At 59.3% G+C, this 15,180-nt stretch carries 15 protein-coding genes; 6 read left to right on the top strand and 9 right to left on the bottom strand.

The genetic code is table 11. The features are described 5' to 3' along the window. Window positions 1-248 precede the first annotated feature (248 nt). From ASD60_RS00585 to ASD60_RS00570, 4 genes are all read right to left on the bottom strand, one after another. Window positions 249-461, bottom strand: a complete 213-nt coding sequence (locus ASD60_RS00585; RefSeq protein ID WP_056852132.1) for a hypothetical protein — start codon at window positions 459-461, stop codon at window positions 249-251. Window positions 462-706: 245 nt separating this feature from the next. Next, window positions 707-1,813: an agmatine deiminase gene (aguA, locus tag ASD60_RS00580; protein WP_056852131.1), complete on the bottom strand. Its 1,107-nt coding sequence runs from the start codon at window positions 1,811-1,813 to the stop codon at window positions 707-709. A gap of 5 nt (window positions 1,814-1,818) precedes the next feature. Continuing rightward, window positions 1,819-2,697 carry an N-carbamoylputrescine amidase gene (gene aguB / locus ASD60_RS00575; RefSeq protein WP_056852130.1) on the bottom strand — a complete coding sequence of 293 codons (879 nt, stop codon included), beginning with the start codon at window positions 2,695-2,697 and terminating at the stop codon, window positions 1,819-1,821. Window positions 2,698-2,961: 264 nt separating this feature from the next. Beyond that, window positions 2,962-5,874, bottom strand: a complete 2,913-nt coding sequence (locus ASD60_RS00570; RefSeq protein ID WP_056852129.1) for an aminotransferase — start codon at window positions 5,872-5,874, stop codon at window positions 2,962-2,964. A 130-nt stretch (window positions 5,875-6,004) separates the two neighbouring features. On the opposite strand from ASD60_RS00570, the gene rfbC reads away from it, so the two are divergent. Genes rfbC through ASD60_RS00550 form a run of 4 tightly spaced genes read left to right on the top strand, consistent with a single transcriptional unit; the run spans window position 6,005 to window position 10,280 of the window. Then, window positions 6,005-6,550 carry a dTDP-4-dehydrorhamnose 3,5-epimerase gene (rfbC, locus tag ASD60_RS00565; RefSeq protein WP_056852128.1) on the top strand — a complete coding sequence of 182 codons (546 nt, stop codon included), beginning with the start codon at window positions 6,005-6,007 and terminating at the stop codon, window positions 6,548-6,550. A 36-nt stretch (window positions 6,551-6,586) separates the two neighbouring features. Then, window positions 6,587-8,395 (top strand): sensor histidine kinase, encoded by a 1,809-nt coding sequence (locus ASD60_RS00560; RefSeq protein ID WP_056852532.1) that lies wholly within the window; start codon window positions 6,587-6,589, stop codon window positions 8,393-8,395. After that, window positions 8,392-9,786 (top strand): sigma-54-dependent transcriptional regulator, encoded by a 1,395-nt coding sequence (locus tag ASD60_RS00555; protein ID WP_056852127.1) that lies wholly within the window; start codon window positions 8,392-8,394, stop codon window positions 9,784-9,786. Before ASD60_RS00560 ends, ASD60_RS00555 begins: the two co-directional genes overlap by 4 nt. A gap of 38 nt (window positions 9,787-9,824) precedes the next feature. Beyond that, window positions 9,825-10,280 (top strand): thioesterase domain-containing protein, encoded by a 456-nt coding sequence (locus ASD60_RS00550; protein WP_056852126.1) that lies wholly within the window; start codon window positions 9,825-9,827, stop codon window positions 10,278-10,280. 7 nt (window positions 10,281-10,287) lie between these two features. Here ASD60_RS00550 and ASD60_RS00545 read toward each other — a convergent pair whose 3' ends face one another. The 4 genes from ASD60_RS00545 to nudE all read right to left on the bottom strand — a co-directional run bounded on the left by ASD60_RS00545 (window position 10,288) and on the right by nudE (window position 12,800). Continuing rightward, window positions 10,288-10,704, bottom strand: coding sequence for a hypothetical protein (locus ASD60_RS00545; RefSeq protein WP_056852125.1), 417 nt, complete (start codon window positions 10,702-10,704; stop codon window positions 10,288-10,290). A gap of 80 nt (window positions 10,705-10,784) precedes the next feature. Continuing rightward, window positions 10,785-11,207, bottom strand: a complete 423-nt coding sequence (locus tag ASD60_RS00540; RefSeq protein ID WP_056852124.1) for a hypothetical protein — start codon at window positions 11,205-11,207, stop codon at window positions 10,785-10,787. 196 nt (window positions 11,208-11,403) lie between these two features. Continuing rightward, a complete protein-coding gene (gene cysQ / locus ASD60_RS00535; RefSeq protein WP_056852123.1) occupies window positions 11,404-12,237 on the bottom strand; it encodes a 3'(2'),5'-bisphosphate nucleotidase CysQ in 834 nt (277 codons plus the stop codon). Beyond that, complete coding sequence (nudE, locus tag ASD60_RS00530) at window positions 12,234-12,800, bottom strand: ADP compounds hydrolase NudE (RefSeq protein ID WP_034148495.1); 567 nt, start codon at window positions 12,798-12,800, stop codon at window positions 12,234-12,236. The genes cysQ and nudE overlap by 4 nt, the downstream gene beginning before the upstream one ends. 89 nt (window positions 12,801-12,889) lie before the next feature. Between nudE and yrfG the strand changes: the two genes are divergently transcribed. Next, the gene (gene yrfG, locus ASD60_RS00525) at window positions 12,890-13,552 is read left to right on the top strand and encodes a GMP/IMP nucleotidase (RefSeq protein ID WP_056852122.1); all 663 of its coding nucleotides are present in this window, start codon (window positions 12,890-12,892) and stop codon (window positions 13,550-13,552) included. A 146-nt stretch (window positions 13,553-13,698) separates the two neighbouring features. Here yrfG and lysM read toward each other — a convergent pair whose 3' ends face one another. Beyond that, complete coding sequence (gene lysM / locus ASD60_RS00520; RefSeq protein WP_056852121.1) at window positions 13,699-14,148, bottom strand: peptidoglycan-binding protein LysM; 450 nt, start codon at window positions 14,146-14,148, stop codon at window positions 13,699-13,701. Between the two features lie 130 nt (window positions 14,149-14,278). Here lysM and ASD60_RS00515 point away from each other — a divergent pair, with 130 nt between their 5' ends. Continuing rightward, window positions 14,279-15,166 carry a LysR family transcriptional regulator gene (locus ASD60_RS00515; RefSeq protein ID WP_056852120.1) on the top strand — a complete coding sequence of 296 codons (888 nt, stop codon included), beginning with the start codon at window positions 14,279-14,281 and terminating at the stop codon, window positions 15,164-15,166. Window positions 15,167-15,180: the final 14 nt, after the last annotated feature.

Below are 15,180 nucleotides of genomic sequence, written 5' to 3'. Positions count from 1 at the left end.
AATTAGGCGAAAAACATCTAAGAAAGCCCTTTACGCGGCAGAAACATTCAATTGCACTGTATTTCCCCAGTCAAACTTGACGCTCCACAATCGACGATTCAGTGGGCGCCACAGCGGGATATAGGGTGATAACCGGTAACTAAAATCTCTAAAACGACAAGAGCAATGGTGATCGCTAAACTTCGCGCAAAAAAAAACGCTGCCATCCTGGCAGCGCTTTTTTTTTGATCAATCCGTTGTTTTTCTTTTTATCCTTCCATCACATCCCACAACGCATCCAGTTCCGCCTCGCTGAACAAACCAGCGGGGTAGCGCTCGATCATCGTCCGGCGCGGATCAGTTTCACTGATCGGACGCGTTCCATTGGACTTGAACCAATGCGCCAGAATCTGGAGCGATTCGCTGTTTACCGCCAGGGGATGCATTGCCCGCTCGCTCACTACATTCACTTCGGCGTTCATTTCAGCGCTCTCTCCCGGTTTGTGAGCGGCTAACTTATCCAAGGTTTATGACAGAACAACTGAGTTCTCCCCTCCCTGTTTTGCCCCATGTGCAATACAAGAGCTATGCCAATGTGGCTGGATGGTCGACCAGCGGATACAAAAAAGCCCGCAGTCCTTGGTGGCTGCGGGCTTTGGGCGATGCAAAGTACGAAAACGTTTGCCTGAGCCGATTTAGCAATGAACTCAAGCTGTTACAACTGCACTCACTCTTTGTGCGGCGCTGGCTGTTGTTGGGTAAGGCAGTGGATATTGCCGCCTCCCAGTAACAGTTCGCGGCCAGGCACCATCACCACTTCGTGCTGGGGGAACAGGTTCTGCAAAATCTCTTTTGCCGGACCATCAAGCGGGTCGTCGAAACTCGGTGCGATGATGCCGCCGTTGACGATCAGAAAATTCACGTAGGAACCGGCCAGACGTACTGACGGATTGCGCTCCTGGGTGCCATCCACCGGATCGACACCGGCACATTCTTCCTCGGTCGCGTACAGCGGACCCGGAATCGGCATTTTGTGCACTGTGAATGGGCGCCCCTTGGCGTCGGTGCTGCTTTGCAGCACTTTCATCGCCGCCTGGCAGCGCGGGTAGTTAGGGTCCTGCGGGTCGTCAGTCCAGGCCAACAGCACTTCGCCAGGACGCACGTAGCAGCAGAAGTTATCCACATGGCCGTCGGTTTCATCGTTGAACAGACCGTCCGGCAGCCAGATGATTTTATCCACAGCCAGGTTGGCACTGAGCACCGCTTCGATTTCCGCGCGGTTCATGTGCGGATTGCGATTGCGGTTGAGCAGGCATTCTTCGGTGGTGATCAACGTGCCTTCGCCATCGACGTGGATCGAACCACCTTCGAGCACAAAGCCTTCGGTGCGATAGCGCGGGCTGCGCTCGATCTCGAGGATCTTGCCGCCCACCTGCGAGTCGCGATTCCATGGCGAATACAGGCCACCGTCAAAACCGCCCCAGGCGTTGAAATCCCAGTTCACGCCACGGACTTCGCCGTTGTTGTTGATGACGAATGTCGGGCCGGTATCGCGGACCCAGGCGTCGTCGCTGGACATCTCGACAACGCGGATATTCGGCACGTCCAGGCGGGCGCGGGCGTTTTCATACTGGCCGGCGGAAACCGCCACGGTCACGGGTTCGAAACGGGCAATGGCCTTGGCTACCGCGACGTGCGCGGCTTGCGCCGGTTTGCCGCCCAGGCGCCAGTTGTCCGGGCGCTCGGGCCAGACCATCCAGGTCTGGGTTTGCGGTGCCCACTCGGCCGGCATGTAGAAGCCGTCTGCGCGAGGGGTGCTGTTCAAAGTGGTCATGGCAGTCAGGACTCCAGGGATCCGTCGAGGGTTTTGATAGCACCATACAGGTTCGGACGGCGGTCGCGGAAGGAACCCCAGGCGCTGCGAGTGTGTTCGAGTTTGTCGAGGTCGAAACTGTGGACCAGTACGCCCTCCTCGGTCTCGTTGAGTTCTTGCACCTTCTCGCCGAATTGGTCGGCGATGAATGAAGAGCCGTAGAACGTAATGTCGTAGCCGTCCTGTTCCTCGTTGCCAATGCGGTTGCTGGCAATCAGCGGCATCAGGTTGGCACCGGCATGGCCCTGTTGCACACGCTGCCAGTGATCACGGGACGAAATAGTCTTGTCGTGCGGTTCGCTGCCGATGGCGGTCGGGTAGAACAGGATTTCCGCACCTTGCAACGCCATGCTGCGCGCAGCTTCAGGGAACCACTGATCCCAGCAGATGCCCACGCCGATTTTCGCGTAGCGGGTGTTCCACACCTTGAAGCCGGTATCACCCGGGTTGAAGTAATACTTCTCGTGATACCCGGGACCGTCCGGAATGTGGCTTTTACGATAAATCCCGAGGTTGCTGCCGTCGGCATCGATGATTGCAATGCTGTTGAAACGCGCGCGACCGGCCAATTCGTAGAAGCTGATCGGCAGCACCACTTGCAGTTCCCTGGCGACTTTCTGGAAATGCTTGATCGCGACGTTGTCTTCCACAGTCGTGGCCAGTTGCAGGTAATCCGGATTGGGCTTCTGGCAGAAGTACGGCGCCTCGAACAGTTCCTGGATCAGGATGATCTGTGCACCTTTGGCGGCGGCTTCACGGACCAGCCGTTCAGCCACTTCGATGTTGCCTTCAAGGTCCCAGGAACAGGCCATCTGAGTGGCGGCGACGGTAACGATACGGCTCATGGATCATCTCCGGGCAAGTGCGTGACGTTCGGGCATGGTTGATCCACGCCTTGGCAATGGCGACTTTATATCCGATAAAAATCGGCTTTTAAAGCGATAAATATGCCTTGCGTCTAAAAATACCCACTTAAACCCGATAACAATCGAACTAAAACCCCAAAAACTGTAGGAGCGAGCCTGCTCGCGATAGCGGTTTTTCAGCCACGAATTCTGTGACTGTCACAACCTCATCGCGAGCAGGCTCGCTCCTACAGGGGGCCGTGTTTACAGGCCTTCCGACAACACCCTCGAGAGCATGTCGACAAAGAAATCCACGCTCTGGCGCGAAGTCACCATCGGCGGCTTGATCTTCAGGACGTTGAGGAAATCACCGGTCGGCTGCATGAAAATCCCCAGCTCACGCAAACGATCGCACAGCGCCGTGGTTTCTTCGGTGGCCGGCTCCAGGGTCTCGCGATTGCGGATCAACTCGACCCCCAGATAAAACCCGGACCCATGCACGGCACCCACCAACGGATGAATATCGATCAGCGCTTCAAGGCGTTCCTTGAAGTACCCGCCAACGACCTGGGCGTTTTCCCAGAGTTTTTCTTCCTCCATGACATCCAGCACCGCCATGCCAACTTGGCAACTGACCGGACTGCCGCCCGCCGATGAGAAGAAATAGCCCTCGGCCTCCAGCGCTTCGGCGATTTCCCGGCGAGTGATCACCGCGCCCAAGGGCTGGCCGTTGCCCATGCCCTTGGCCATGGTGATGATGTCCGGCACCACGCCCTGCTCTTCGAACCCCCAGAAGAAATGGCCCATGCGTCCATAGCCGACCTGCACTTCGTCGGCGATGCACACGCCGCCCTGGGCGCGAACCATTGCGTAAACCTGCTTCAAGTAACCCGGCGGTAGCGAGATACCGCCGGCATTGCCATACACCGGCTCGCAAATGAAACCGGCCAGTTGGCGCTTCTGTTCGGCGATTTTCGCCAGGTTGTGTTCGACGCTGCGCACGTAGTCCGGCGCGCTGTCCGGCCCACGGAACTCGCCGCGGTAGGTATTCGGGGCGGTCACCGGATGCACCCAGTCCGGACGGCTGCTCAAGGCTTTGGGATTGTCGGCAATCGACGTCGACACCGCGTCAGCACCCACCGTCCAGCCGTGATAGGCCTCAAGCACGCTGAGCATGTCGCGACCGCCGCTGTAAGCCCATGCCAGACGGATCGCCAGATCATTGGCCTCGCTCCCGCTGTTCACCAGGAACACGCGGTCCATGGAATCCGGCGCCAGCTTCAGCAATCGCTCGGAAAACTCCGCGACCGCGGCATAGTTGAACCGCGAGTTGGTGTTGAGCAGCGACCACTGACGGCTGGCGACCGCGGCCATGCGTGGATGACCGTGGCCGAGCACCGCGACGTTGTTGAGCATGTCGAGGTAGGAACGGCCCTGCATGTCGATCAGGTGATTGCGCCAGCCGCGCTCGATACGCGGCGGGTCGACGTAATAGTGTTTTTGTGTGCGGGCGAAACTGGCGTCGCGGCGGGCCAGCAGGGTTTGCGAGTCGAGCTCTTTTTCCGCATCACAGGCCAGGCCCAGCAATGCTGCCGGTGACGGACACAATGCCTGCCACGCTGCCGCACGCGACGGCGTGCAAAACAACGGCGCACTGAACGAAGACCCTCGGCACAACTGCACGATCAGCGGTCCGCTGACCGAGCCCAACACCTGGCCTTTGACCAATGCCGCACCTGCATGCAATGACGGCGTGACACCCCAGAGCCGCACGCTCAGTTGCGGACCGTCGAGTTGCAGCACATCCGGCAACGGCTGGTGAACCACGCCGGCAAAGGGTGCCTCGATCGTCGTGCCCGCAGGCACCCGCAACTCGACGTGCAACGGGCAAGTGTCCGGTTCGGCGGCGCAATCCGGACGGGTGCGGGACAACCGGTATTGCCCGTACCGACTGGCCGCCAGACCGTGGACGGCGGCAGCTTCGTCGAGCAATCGCTGATCGGTGCCTGCTTGTTCCCAGTTCCCCGCTTCGAAGTGCGGGCTGAGAACGCCCAGGTCAATCAAGGCAAATTCACGCCCGACCAGGCTTGGCAGCAACGGCGCAAAACCTTCACTGCCAATGTCCGGCAGGTTCTGGCCAACCGCCGTCAGGATGGCCGCTTCCATCAGCGCCAGCGGCACCGAAGTCGCCACGCGGAAAATCTCCCACTCGTGGCTCAAATTATCGCGGCTGTAGGTGTTGCCCGGATCGATGCTGACCTGCTGTTCACCGCTGAGTACCAATACCGCGGCACGGGCGACGATCAGCGGCCACAACGCCAGCAACTCCTCGTGGGTCAGCGGATTCACCGCATGATAGGCCTGCACCGCCGGCAGTATGCAGAACGGATCGCCTTCGCCGTGATGCAACAGCGCCGCGCAAGTCACCGACAAGTCAGTGATGCGCCAGGTGCGCACCAGATCGCCGAAATCGATCACGCCTTGCAACTGCCAATGACGCTGGGCATCACGCTGCCACACCACGTTGTCATCGGTGATGTCCATGTGAATGGCTTGCACAGGCAGCTTGTCTTCCAGGGGTTGCAGACGGCGTTCTGCCTGTTCCGCGGCTTCGGCGATCAGCCGGCGCTGGTTGTCGTCCTGGATGACCGGCAACAAATGCGCGATCAGGGCCTGCGCGTGGCGCGCATCCCATTGCAGCGTGCGCACCAGCCCCGGATGGTCGAAATCCGCCAGCGCCAGGTCCATCTCGCCGCACAAGCGACCGAAACCGGCCACCACCGTGGAGTTGAAGTATTCGAGGTGGGTCAGCGACTGGCCTTCGATGTAGTCCAGCAGGCGCACATGTACCGCCTGGCCCGCGACATTGAGCGAGAGTAGATCCGCACCGTTTTTGGCCGCGATCACTCGTGGCACATGCACGTCGGGGTGCTGCGCCAAATGTTTGAGCCCGGCATGCTGGGCCTGTAACTCCAGTGCCGAGTAGTCTCCGCGACAGATTTTCAGAACAAACCGGCCCTGCTCGCTATCGACGCGATAGTTGAGGTCCTGCTGGCTGCCAAGGGCCTGCAAGCTGCCGCTCAGTCCGTAATGCTCCTGCAACAGCTCTAGCGCTTGCTCCGCAGACACTTGCGGGCTGGGCAAACTGGCGCGATGAATCAACGTGGCGAGCGGCATACAACGACCCCTGAAATGTTTTTAGGCGCCTATATCGCCACTGCCGAAGACGATACGCAACCCCCACCCCTCGCTTCGATCGGCCCCTTGCGCAAGAATGTCGGGCATTAGCCCATTTCTGGAGAAAGCCATGAAAGCCGTCACCACCGACCTGCCCGGTGTGCTGATCCTTGAACCCACCGTCATGGGCGATGAGCGCGGCTTTTTTTTCGAGAGCTTCAACACCCGCACTTTTCAGCAAGCAACGGGGCTGGCCCCCACGTTCGTCCAGGACAATCATTCCCGCTCGAAGAAAGGCGTACTTCGAGGCCTGCATTACCAGTTGCAAAACACTCAGGGCAAATTGGTGCGCGTGGTCATTGGCGAAATGCTCGACGTGGCTGTGGACATCCGCCGCAGCTCGCCCCACTTCGGCAAGTGGATTGCGGTGCGCCTGTCCGCCGAAAACCGTCGCCAACTGTGGATTCCCGAAGGTTTTGCTCACGGCCTGGTGGCGTTGAGCGAGGTTGCCGAGTGCCTCTACAAAACCACTGACTATTACAACCCGGCCGCCGAACACAGCATCCGCTGGAACGACCCGGACCTGGCCATCGATTGGCAACTGGACTGCGCACCACAACTGTCGCCCAGGGATCAGAATGCAACACTCTTCAAGGACGCCGACGTCTTTGCCTAGGCATAATGCGTCGATATCCACAGGCGCTCGATGCTCATGACTCCGACCCTCCCCCGCAGACCCCGCTGGCGCAGCCTGGCGCTGCTGGCATTGTGCCTGGCGCCGTTGCTGTGGCCGCTCGAGCATCTGGCCGAGCGCTACTACCGCAGCGAACTGGCCGGGCAAAATCGCCAGACCCTCGACCTGTACGTCGCCAACCTGCTGGGCACTTTGCACCGCTACGAAGTATTGCCACAGATTCTCGGCGATCTGCCGGCCCTGCGCGCCGTACTCGGCGCTCCCGACGATAGCGTCACCCAGGGCAATGCCAATCGTCTGCTGAAAAACATCAGCACGCAGACCGGCGCCGAAGTCATGTACCTGATGGACACCACGGGCAAGACGCTGGCCGCCTCCAATTGGGACAAGCACGACAGTTTCGTCGGGCGCAATTTCTCCTTCCGCCCGTACTTCAGCGAAGCGATGGCAGGGCGCCTGGGACGTTTCTTCGGGCTGGGCACCACCTCGGCCAAACGCGGCTATTTCTTCGCCGCAGCGGTGCGCAATGGCGAGAAAATCACCGGAGTGCTGGTGGTCAAGGTCGACCTCGACCACACCGAAAGCCTGTGGGGCAAAACCCCGGAACAACTGCTGCTGACCGATCACAACGGCGTGGTCATCCTCACCTCGCGGCCGGAATGGCGTTTTCGCGCGACCCGACCGCTGAGCGAAGAAGAGCGCAAGGCAATCAGCGCGATCCAGCCCTATCCAACCCGTGATCCGCGACCGTTGAAACTCAATCCAAATGCCTGGCTGACCCAGTCCCAAGCGATTGCAGAAACCGGCTGGAACGTCAGCATCCTCGCCCCTCGCACCCTGATCGACCGCCCGGTGCGCACCGTCGTGGCCATCGGCGGCGCCACGCTGTTGGTGTTGATGCTGCTGCTCGGCCTGATGATGCAGCGTCGCCGTCACTACCTGGAACGTATCGCGTTCGAAGCCAAGGCCCGGCGCGAACTGGAAGGTCGGGTGGCCGAGCGAACCAGCGATCTGGAAGGCCTCAACCGTCGCCTGAAACAGGAAGTGCTGGAACGCGAGCAGGCTCAGCAGGACCTGGTGCGCGCCCAAGATGACCTGGTGCAGGCCGGCAAACTCTCGGCGCTGGGCACCATGTCAGCGAGTATCAGCCACGAACTCAATCAACCGCTGGCGGCCATCCGCAGCTACGCGGAAAACGCCGAAGTGTTGCTCGACCATCAACGCACCGAAGATGCCCGCGGCAACCTCAAGTTGATCAGCGAACTGACCGGGCGCATGGCGTCGATTATCGCTCACTTGCGGGCCTTTGCCCGTCGCGACCGCCACGCGCCGGAAAGCGTGGCCTTGCAACCGGCGCTGGACGATGCCCTGGCCTTGCTGGCCAAGCGTCGACGCAGCATGGAAGTCGAGTTGATCCGCGACTTGCCTGCCGCGACATTGTGGGTCGAAGCCGGTGAAACCCGTCTGCGCCAAGTGCTCGGCAACCTGCTGGCCAACGCACTCGACGCCCTCACGGAAAAAGGTCCGCCACGCAAACTCTGGCTGAGTGCCCAGACCACTGCCGATGGCGTCCACCTGTACATTCGCGACAACGGCCCCGGCTTTTGCATGGAAGCCCTTGGTCGCGCCAGCGAACCCTTCTACACCACCAAGACCCGTACTCAGGGGCTTGGCCTGGGCCTGGCCATTTGCGAGACGCTGATGCGCGCCTTCGGTGGTGAACTGTCGTTCGCCAACCACAAGGAGGGCGGCGCGTTGATTACCCTGAAGCTACGCGCAGGCGCACCCGGTGTGAGCCTGCAACCGTCCGAGGACCGAAGTGCATGACCATCGACAATCGCATTCAGGTCGTGTTGATCGACGACGATCCCCACCTGCGCCAGGCCCTGAGCCAGACCCTCGATCTGGCCGGCCTGAAAATCCTGCCGCTGGCCGAAGCCAAGGGCCTGGCCGGGCAACTGGAACGTGACTGGCCGGGTGTGGTGGTCAGCGACATTCGCATGCCGGGCATGGACGGTCTCGAACTGCTGACCGAACTGCACGCCCAGGACCCGGAGCTGCCGGTACTGTTGATTACCGGTCACGGCGACGTGCCGCTGGCGGTGCAAGCCATGCGCGCCGGGGCTTATGACTTCCTGGAAAAACCCTTCGCCAGCGACGCCCTGCTCGACAGCGTGCGCCGCGCCCTGGCCCTGCGCCGGTTGGTGCTGGATAACCGCAGCCTGCGTCTGGCACTGAGCGATCGCAATGAGCTGAGCACTCGCCTGGTCGGGCATTCGCCGTCGATGCTGCGCCTGCGCGAGCAGATCGGCGCATTGGCGGCGACCAAGGCTGACGTGCTGATCCTCGGCGAAACCGGTGCCGGCAAGGAAGTCGTCGCGCGGGCGCTGCACGACCTGTCGAGCCGGCGTAACGGTCCGTTCGTGGCGATCAATGCCGGGGCGCTGGCCGAATCGGTGGTCGAAAGTGAACTGTTCGGCCATGAACCGGGCGCTTTCACCGGCGCGCAAAAGCGTCGCATCGGCAAGTTCGAATTCGCCAACGGCGGCACGCTGTTCCTCGATGAAATCGAAAGCATGAGCCTGGATGTGCAGGTTAAACTGCTGCGTCTGCTGCAAGAGCGGGTGGTCGAACGCCTGGGCGGCAATCAACTGATCCCGCTGGACATCCGCATCATCGCCGCCACCAAGGAAGACCTGCGGCAATCAGCCGATCAGGGCCGTTTCCGCGCCGACCTGTATTACCGCCTGAACGTCGCGCCGCTGCGCATTCCACCGCTGCGCGAGCGCGGTGAAGATGCGCTGGTGCTGTTCCAGCATTTTGCCGATGAAGCCAGCGCTCGCCATGGCTTGCCGCCCCATGAACTGCAGCCGGGGCAACGCGCACTGCTGTTGCGCCACACCTGGCCCGGCAATGTGCGCGAACTGCAAAACGCTGCCGAACGCTTCGCCCTCGGCCTGGAACTGGCACTGGACAACAATGAGCCGCAGGGCGCCGTAGGGACCGTGGTTGAAATGGTCAGCGGAGGCTTGAGCGAGCAAGTGGAAAACTTCGAGAAAACCCTGATTGCCGCGGAACTGGCGCGCTCGCACAGCTCGGTGCGCAGCGTTGCCGAAGCCCTTGGCATTCCGCGCAAGACCTTGCACGACAAACTGCGCAAACACGGTCTGAGCTTCGCCGACAGCGGTGCCACCAGCCACACCGACGACCTCGATTGAGCCTCGTCAAATAATCAACTGCCAATAAGAGGCCCTGAATGAGCCGCGAAAGTCGTCAACTGGAATCCGTCCTCCACCACGACATCCCCCTCACCCGGGACATGGGCCTCAAGGTGCTCGACTGGCACGATCAGCAACTGCGCCTGCACTTGCCACTGGACGCCAACGTCAACCACAAGAGCACCATGTTCGGCGGCAGCTTGTATTGCGGCGCCGTGCTGGCCGGTTGGGGCTGGCTGCATTTGCGCCTCAAGGAAGAAGGCATCACCGACGGGCACATCGTGATTCAGGAAGGGCAGATCAGTTATCCGCTGCCGGTGACGGGGGATGCCAATGTCATTTGCCAGGCGCCGGATCCGGTGATCTGGAAGAAATTCCTGACCACGTTCCAGCGATACAGCCGAGCGCGATTGACGCTGCATACGCGGGTGGTGAATTCGGGGAGCGATGAGGTTGCGGTGCGGTTTACCGGGCAGTACGTACTGCACCGGTAAATTCGCGTTAGTCGGATTTGGGTGTTTTGGTGAACGTCAGAACGACGTCATCAGCTCCCTGTTCTCTACGCTGAAAAGCCGCAATGGACTTATTCCGGCAAAGCACTTTCTCGAAACCGACGATATCAATCTCAAGGGCATAGTCCCCCTTGAGCTCGCAGGTGATCCGATTGCCGTAAACCGCGTCCGGACGCGTATCGTGATATGTATTGATGAAGCCCAAAATATTCTCACTTCCCTCGACCGGCGTAATATTCGCGTGGGCAACAGATTCCACCCTATCCGGGTCACCGTGTTTCAACCTGCCAAAAGGCGTGATCAGCTCAAGTCCTTCTGGAGGCGCCTTGATTGTAAGTGTTCCTGCATAAGTCGGTCCCGACATCAGAAACACGGACGCGACAATGAACAGACTCTTTATATTCATTTTCAGGTTTCCTTGCCTGCGAACAAACATGATTAGCATTCGGGAGGCTCACCGGCCTCCCGCGTTGCATGATGTACTCATCAATTTTTATTGAACGTAAGGATTACATCGCTAGCCCCTTCACTTCTTAACTGCGTGAAGGACTTTTTTGAATCCTTACAGTCATCTACTTCAAAACCAACGATATTCACCGTAACGGTGTAAGGGGCCTTTATTTCACAGGTGATGTTGTTGCCATACAAAAACTCATCACCCTCGTGGTGACTGATAGTGAGGTAACCAATGATCGCCGGTGTGCCTGTCGCCGTTTCTGGAGAAATTACTTGATAGGAGTCCGTAGCGCCAACCAGAACCAAATCATTGTCTCCGTACTTGATCGTGCCGTTGCTACTGGTTATCAAATCAAGTCCTTGGGGCGGAGCCTTGATAGTCAGCGTTCCGGCAGAAACTGTGTTTATTACTGTCAGCAAAGAGCCGAGTAAAATCGCACTGGCAATTTTCATAGCTAACAAATCCTTCCTGAGTAAATTTAGCCGAGAAGAAACTCAGAGCCTCAAGCAAATAATAAAACTGCTTACTCAGGCAATGGACTGCATCCGGATTTGATACTAGCAGTAAAGATTCAACTCGAAACCTGTAAAATCTGACAGTGTATAAAACAACAGGCGTTACAGATTCAAAAAACTCGACCCGCCAAATTCAGTGTTTATTACAAGTTAAATATGTTATTTGCTCTCTCCAGGCGGCTTTCGCCGGAAGTGCGACAAAGAACTCATTCAACAGCGATTCCCGCGCCGGATAACAGAACCGCGCGCCGCTCAAATCCAGCACCTCACCGCCCGCGCCTTCAAGCACACCTTGCGCCGCCGCGGTATCCCATTGCGAAGTCGGTGCCAGACGCGGGTAAAAATCCGCTGCGCCTTCAGCCAACAGACAAAACTTCAGCGAGCTGCCGATGTTGGCCAATTGCAATTCGCCAAGGCTGGCGCTCAACCCCGCCAACAAACGCTCCTGTTCCGGGCTGGTATGGCGGCGACTGGCAACCACGGTGAACGGCTGACCGGGAGCCAAGGCATCGCGCACCTGGATCGCCACCGGCGTAGCGCCTTTATCACCCCGCCACGCGCCGAGCCCGGCACCGCCGACATAGAAGCGTCCATTGGTCGGCATCGACACCACGCCGAACACCACTTGGCCGTTTTCAATCAGGGCAATGTTCACGGTGAACTCTTCGCTGCCGGCAATGAACTCCTTGGTGCCGTCCAGTGGATCGACCAGCCACCAACGCTGCCATCCCGCACGCACGCTTTGCGGGATATTGGCATCCTCCTCTGACAGCACCGCAATGCTCGGGTCCAACGCCGTCAGCCCAGCCAGAATCAGATGATGAGCCGCCAGGTCTGCCGCCGTGACAGGCGAGTCATCGGATTTGGCCGTCACCGCTGTGCCAGTTCGCCAAAACGGCAGGATCGCTTCACCGGCCTTCAGGGCCAGTTCAATCACGGGGGCCATCAATGGGTGAGGGAACGTCATGGCAAAAACACTCCACGCTGAGTCAAAAGATCACGGGCCAGATACAGCGCCGCCAAGGCACGGCCTTCGGTAAATTGCGGGTTTTGCGCCAGCGCCGACAACTCGCGCAGGTTGACTTTGCCCAGGCCCATCGGCTCCGGTTCGTCACCTTCCAGACGCTCTTCGTAGAGATCGGTGGCCAGCACCACCTGGATTTTCTGGCTCATGTAGCCGGGCGACAGCGACAACTCGGTCAGATGCTCCAATTGCCGCGCGCCAAAACCTGCCTCTTCCTTGAGCTCGCGTTCAGCTGCTGCGAGTACGTCTTCGCCCGGCTCGATCAGGCCTTTGGGCAGCGATAATTCGTACGCATCCGTGCCACCGCAATACTCCTCGACCAGCACCGCGTGATCGGCATCGAGCATCGCCACGATCATCACCGCGCCATACCCTGCGCCCTTACCAACCAATCGCTCATAGGTGCGCTCAACGCCATTGGAAAAGCGCAGTTTCAGCTCCTCAACGCAGAACAAACGGCTGGTGGCGACAATCTCGCGGGCGAGGATGGTGGGTTTCTGGCGCATGAGCGGCTCCTTGGCGTGAACGGGTTACTATACCCGGCCTATCCTGATTGTTTACCTCGGATATCTTTTTACCGCTGGAGAAGTTTTTTATGTCCCTGCTGCCCTGGCGCGACATCGACACCGTTCTGCTGGATATGGATGGCACGCTGCTGGACCTGCATTTCGATAACCACTTCTGGCTGGAGCATTTGCCCCAGCGTTATGCAGACCTGCACGGCGTGAGCCGGGCCATGGCCGAGATGGAGTTGCAACCGTTGTTCGAGCGCCATGCCGGTCAGTTGCAGTGGTACTGCCTGGATTTCTGGAGCGCCGAACTGAAACTGTCGGTGCGCGACCTGAAACTGGAAACCGCTCATCTGATCGCCCTGCGCCCGGACGCGGACACGTTCCTGGCGGCGATCAAACAGGCCGGCAAACGCGTGGTGCTGATCACCAACGCACACCGCGATTCGCTGTCCTTGAAACTGGAAAAAATCGAACTGGCGCCCTACTTCGAGCGGTTGATCAGCTCACACGATTACGGTTTCCCCAAGGAAAACCCGCAGTTCTGGGAGGCGTTGCAGGCCGACATCGACTTCGACCCGGCGCGCAGTCTGTTCATCGATGACACCCTGTCGATCCTGCGCAGTGCGCGAAACTTTGGCGTGGCGCATTTGCTGGCCGTAAAAGAACCGGACAGCCGACAAGGGCCGAGGGATACGGCGGAGTTTGCGGCAGTTGAGGATTATCGGGATTTGATTGCCGGGCTTTGAGACCTTGTGGCGAGGGAGCTTGCTCCCGCTCGGCTGCGCAGCAGGCGCACTTCAGCTGACATGATCTATCAGAAAGAACACATCAGCCGGATTGGGAGTGCTTCGCACGCCAGCGGGAGCAAGCTCCCTTGCCACGGGTTTTGTTTTTACTCGGGAATCCGCAACGACTGCCCCGGATAGATCTTGTTCACATCCTTGAGCATCGGTTTGTTCGCCTCGAAGATTTTGTTGTACAGGTTGGCATTGCCATACACACGCAGGGAAATGGCGCTCAAGGTGTCGCCCTTCTCGACCACGACGAACTTGGCGGCCACGACCACAGGTCCAGTAACAGTGATCTGGTCGTCAACAGCGCTGACACCGGCAACGTTGCCCAACGCCAGGAGGATCTTTTCTTTCTCTTCCTGGCTGTTTGCTTCGCCAGTGGCAATGACTTTATCGCCTTCGACCTTGACCTGGATCTTTGAAGTGTCGATCCCTGTCAGCGCGCTCTGCACGTGTTTGGTCAACGCTTCACTGTTGGCTTCAGCCTTGTCGGGCGTCAGTGCATCGAGGATTTTTTCACCAGCTTCTTTCAGAAAACTGAACAGGCTCATCGTGTGCTCTCCTTGGGAATTGATTGTTCCAGACGCAAAAGCCTAGACCACCGCCGTCACTTGCGAATCCAACCCGACCAATGACCCCGCTTGCGATAGAATCCGTAGCTTCCCGACCCCTGGAGCGAAGATGGACATCAAGCAGCTGAAATTCCTGATCGCTCTCGACGAAACCCGGCACTTCGGCCAGGCCGCCGCGCGTTGTCACATCACCCAGCCGACGCTGTCCATGCGCCTGCGCAGCCTTGAAGAAGAGCTTGAGCTGCCACTGGTCAATCGCGGGCAACGCTTCGAGGGCTTCACCGCGCCGGGCGAACGCGTGCTGGCCTGGGCGCGGACCGTGTTGGCCGCCTATGACGGCTTGTACGCCGAGGCAGCGGCCTGTCGCGGCAATCTGGTGGGGACTTTGCGTTTGGGAGTGGTGCCGCTGTCGAGCTTCGATCCGCTGCCGTTGATGCAACGCCTGCACGCCGAACACCCGAACCTGCGCTTTGAACTGTCGGCGCTCAGCTCCGAACAGATCCTCGAACAATTGGCGAACAATCGTCTGGATCTGGGAGTTTCCTATCTGGAACGCCTGGACGGCGAACACTTCGACTCGCTGGCCTTCAGCGAAACCCGCATGGGTCTGCTCTACGATCAGCGATTCTTCAGCTTTGGCGAGGCGCCGCTGAGTTGGGAGTCGCTGATCGAATTGCCGCTGGGCATGCTCACCAGCGGCATGCACTTTCGCCAGTCCATCGATCACAACTTCCACAGCCGCGGCCTCACCCCGCAGCCCCTGTTACAGACCGACGCCGTGCATCAACTGTTACAAGCTGTGCATGGCGGCCTGTGTTGTGCGGTGATGCCGCTGGAGGGTGGCCTCGAAGGCCTGACCGAGCACTTGCGCCTGCAACCGATTGCAAATGCCCAGACGCTCGGCCGGCTGGGGTTGATCATGCGTCGCAGTGCTCCACGCTCGGCTTTGGCAGAAGCTTGCTTTGCGATCTATCAACAATCGTTGACCCAAGCTTGATCGACGCCATCTAT

Source organism: Pseudomonas sp. Root562, assembly GCF_001427125.1.
In the GTDB taxonomy this organism is placed as follows: Bacteria; Pseudomonadota; Gammaproteobacteria; order Pseudomonadales; family Pseudomonadaceae; genus Aquipseudomonas.
The sequence above is the reverse complement of the archived record's forward strand: the minus strand, read 5'-3'. Positions and strand labels throughout refer to the sequence as shown.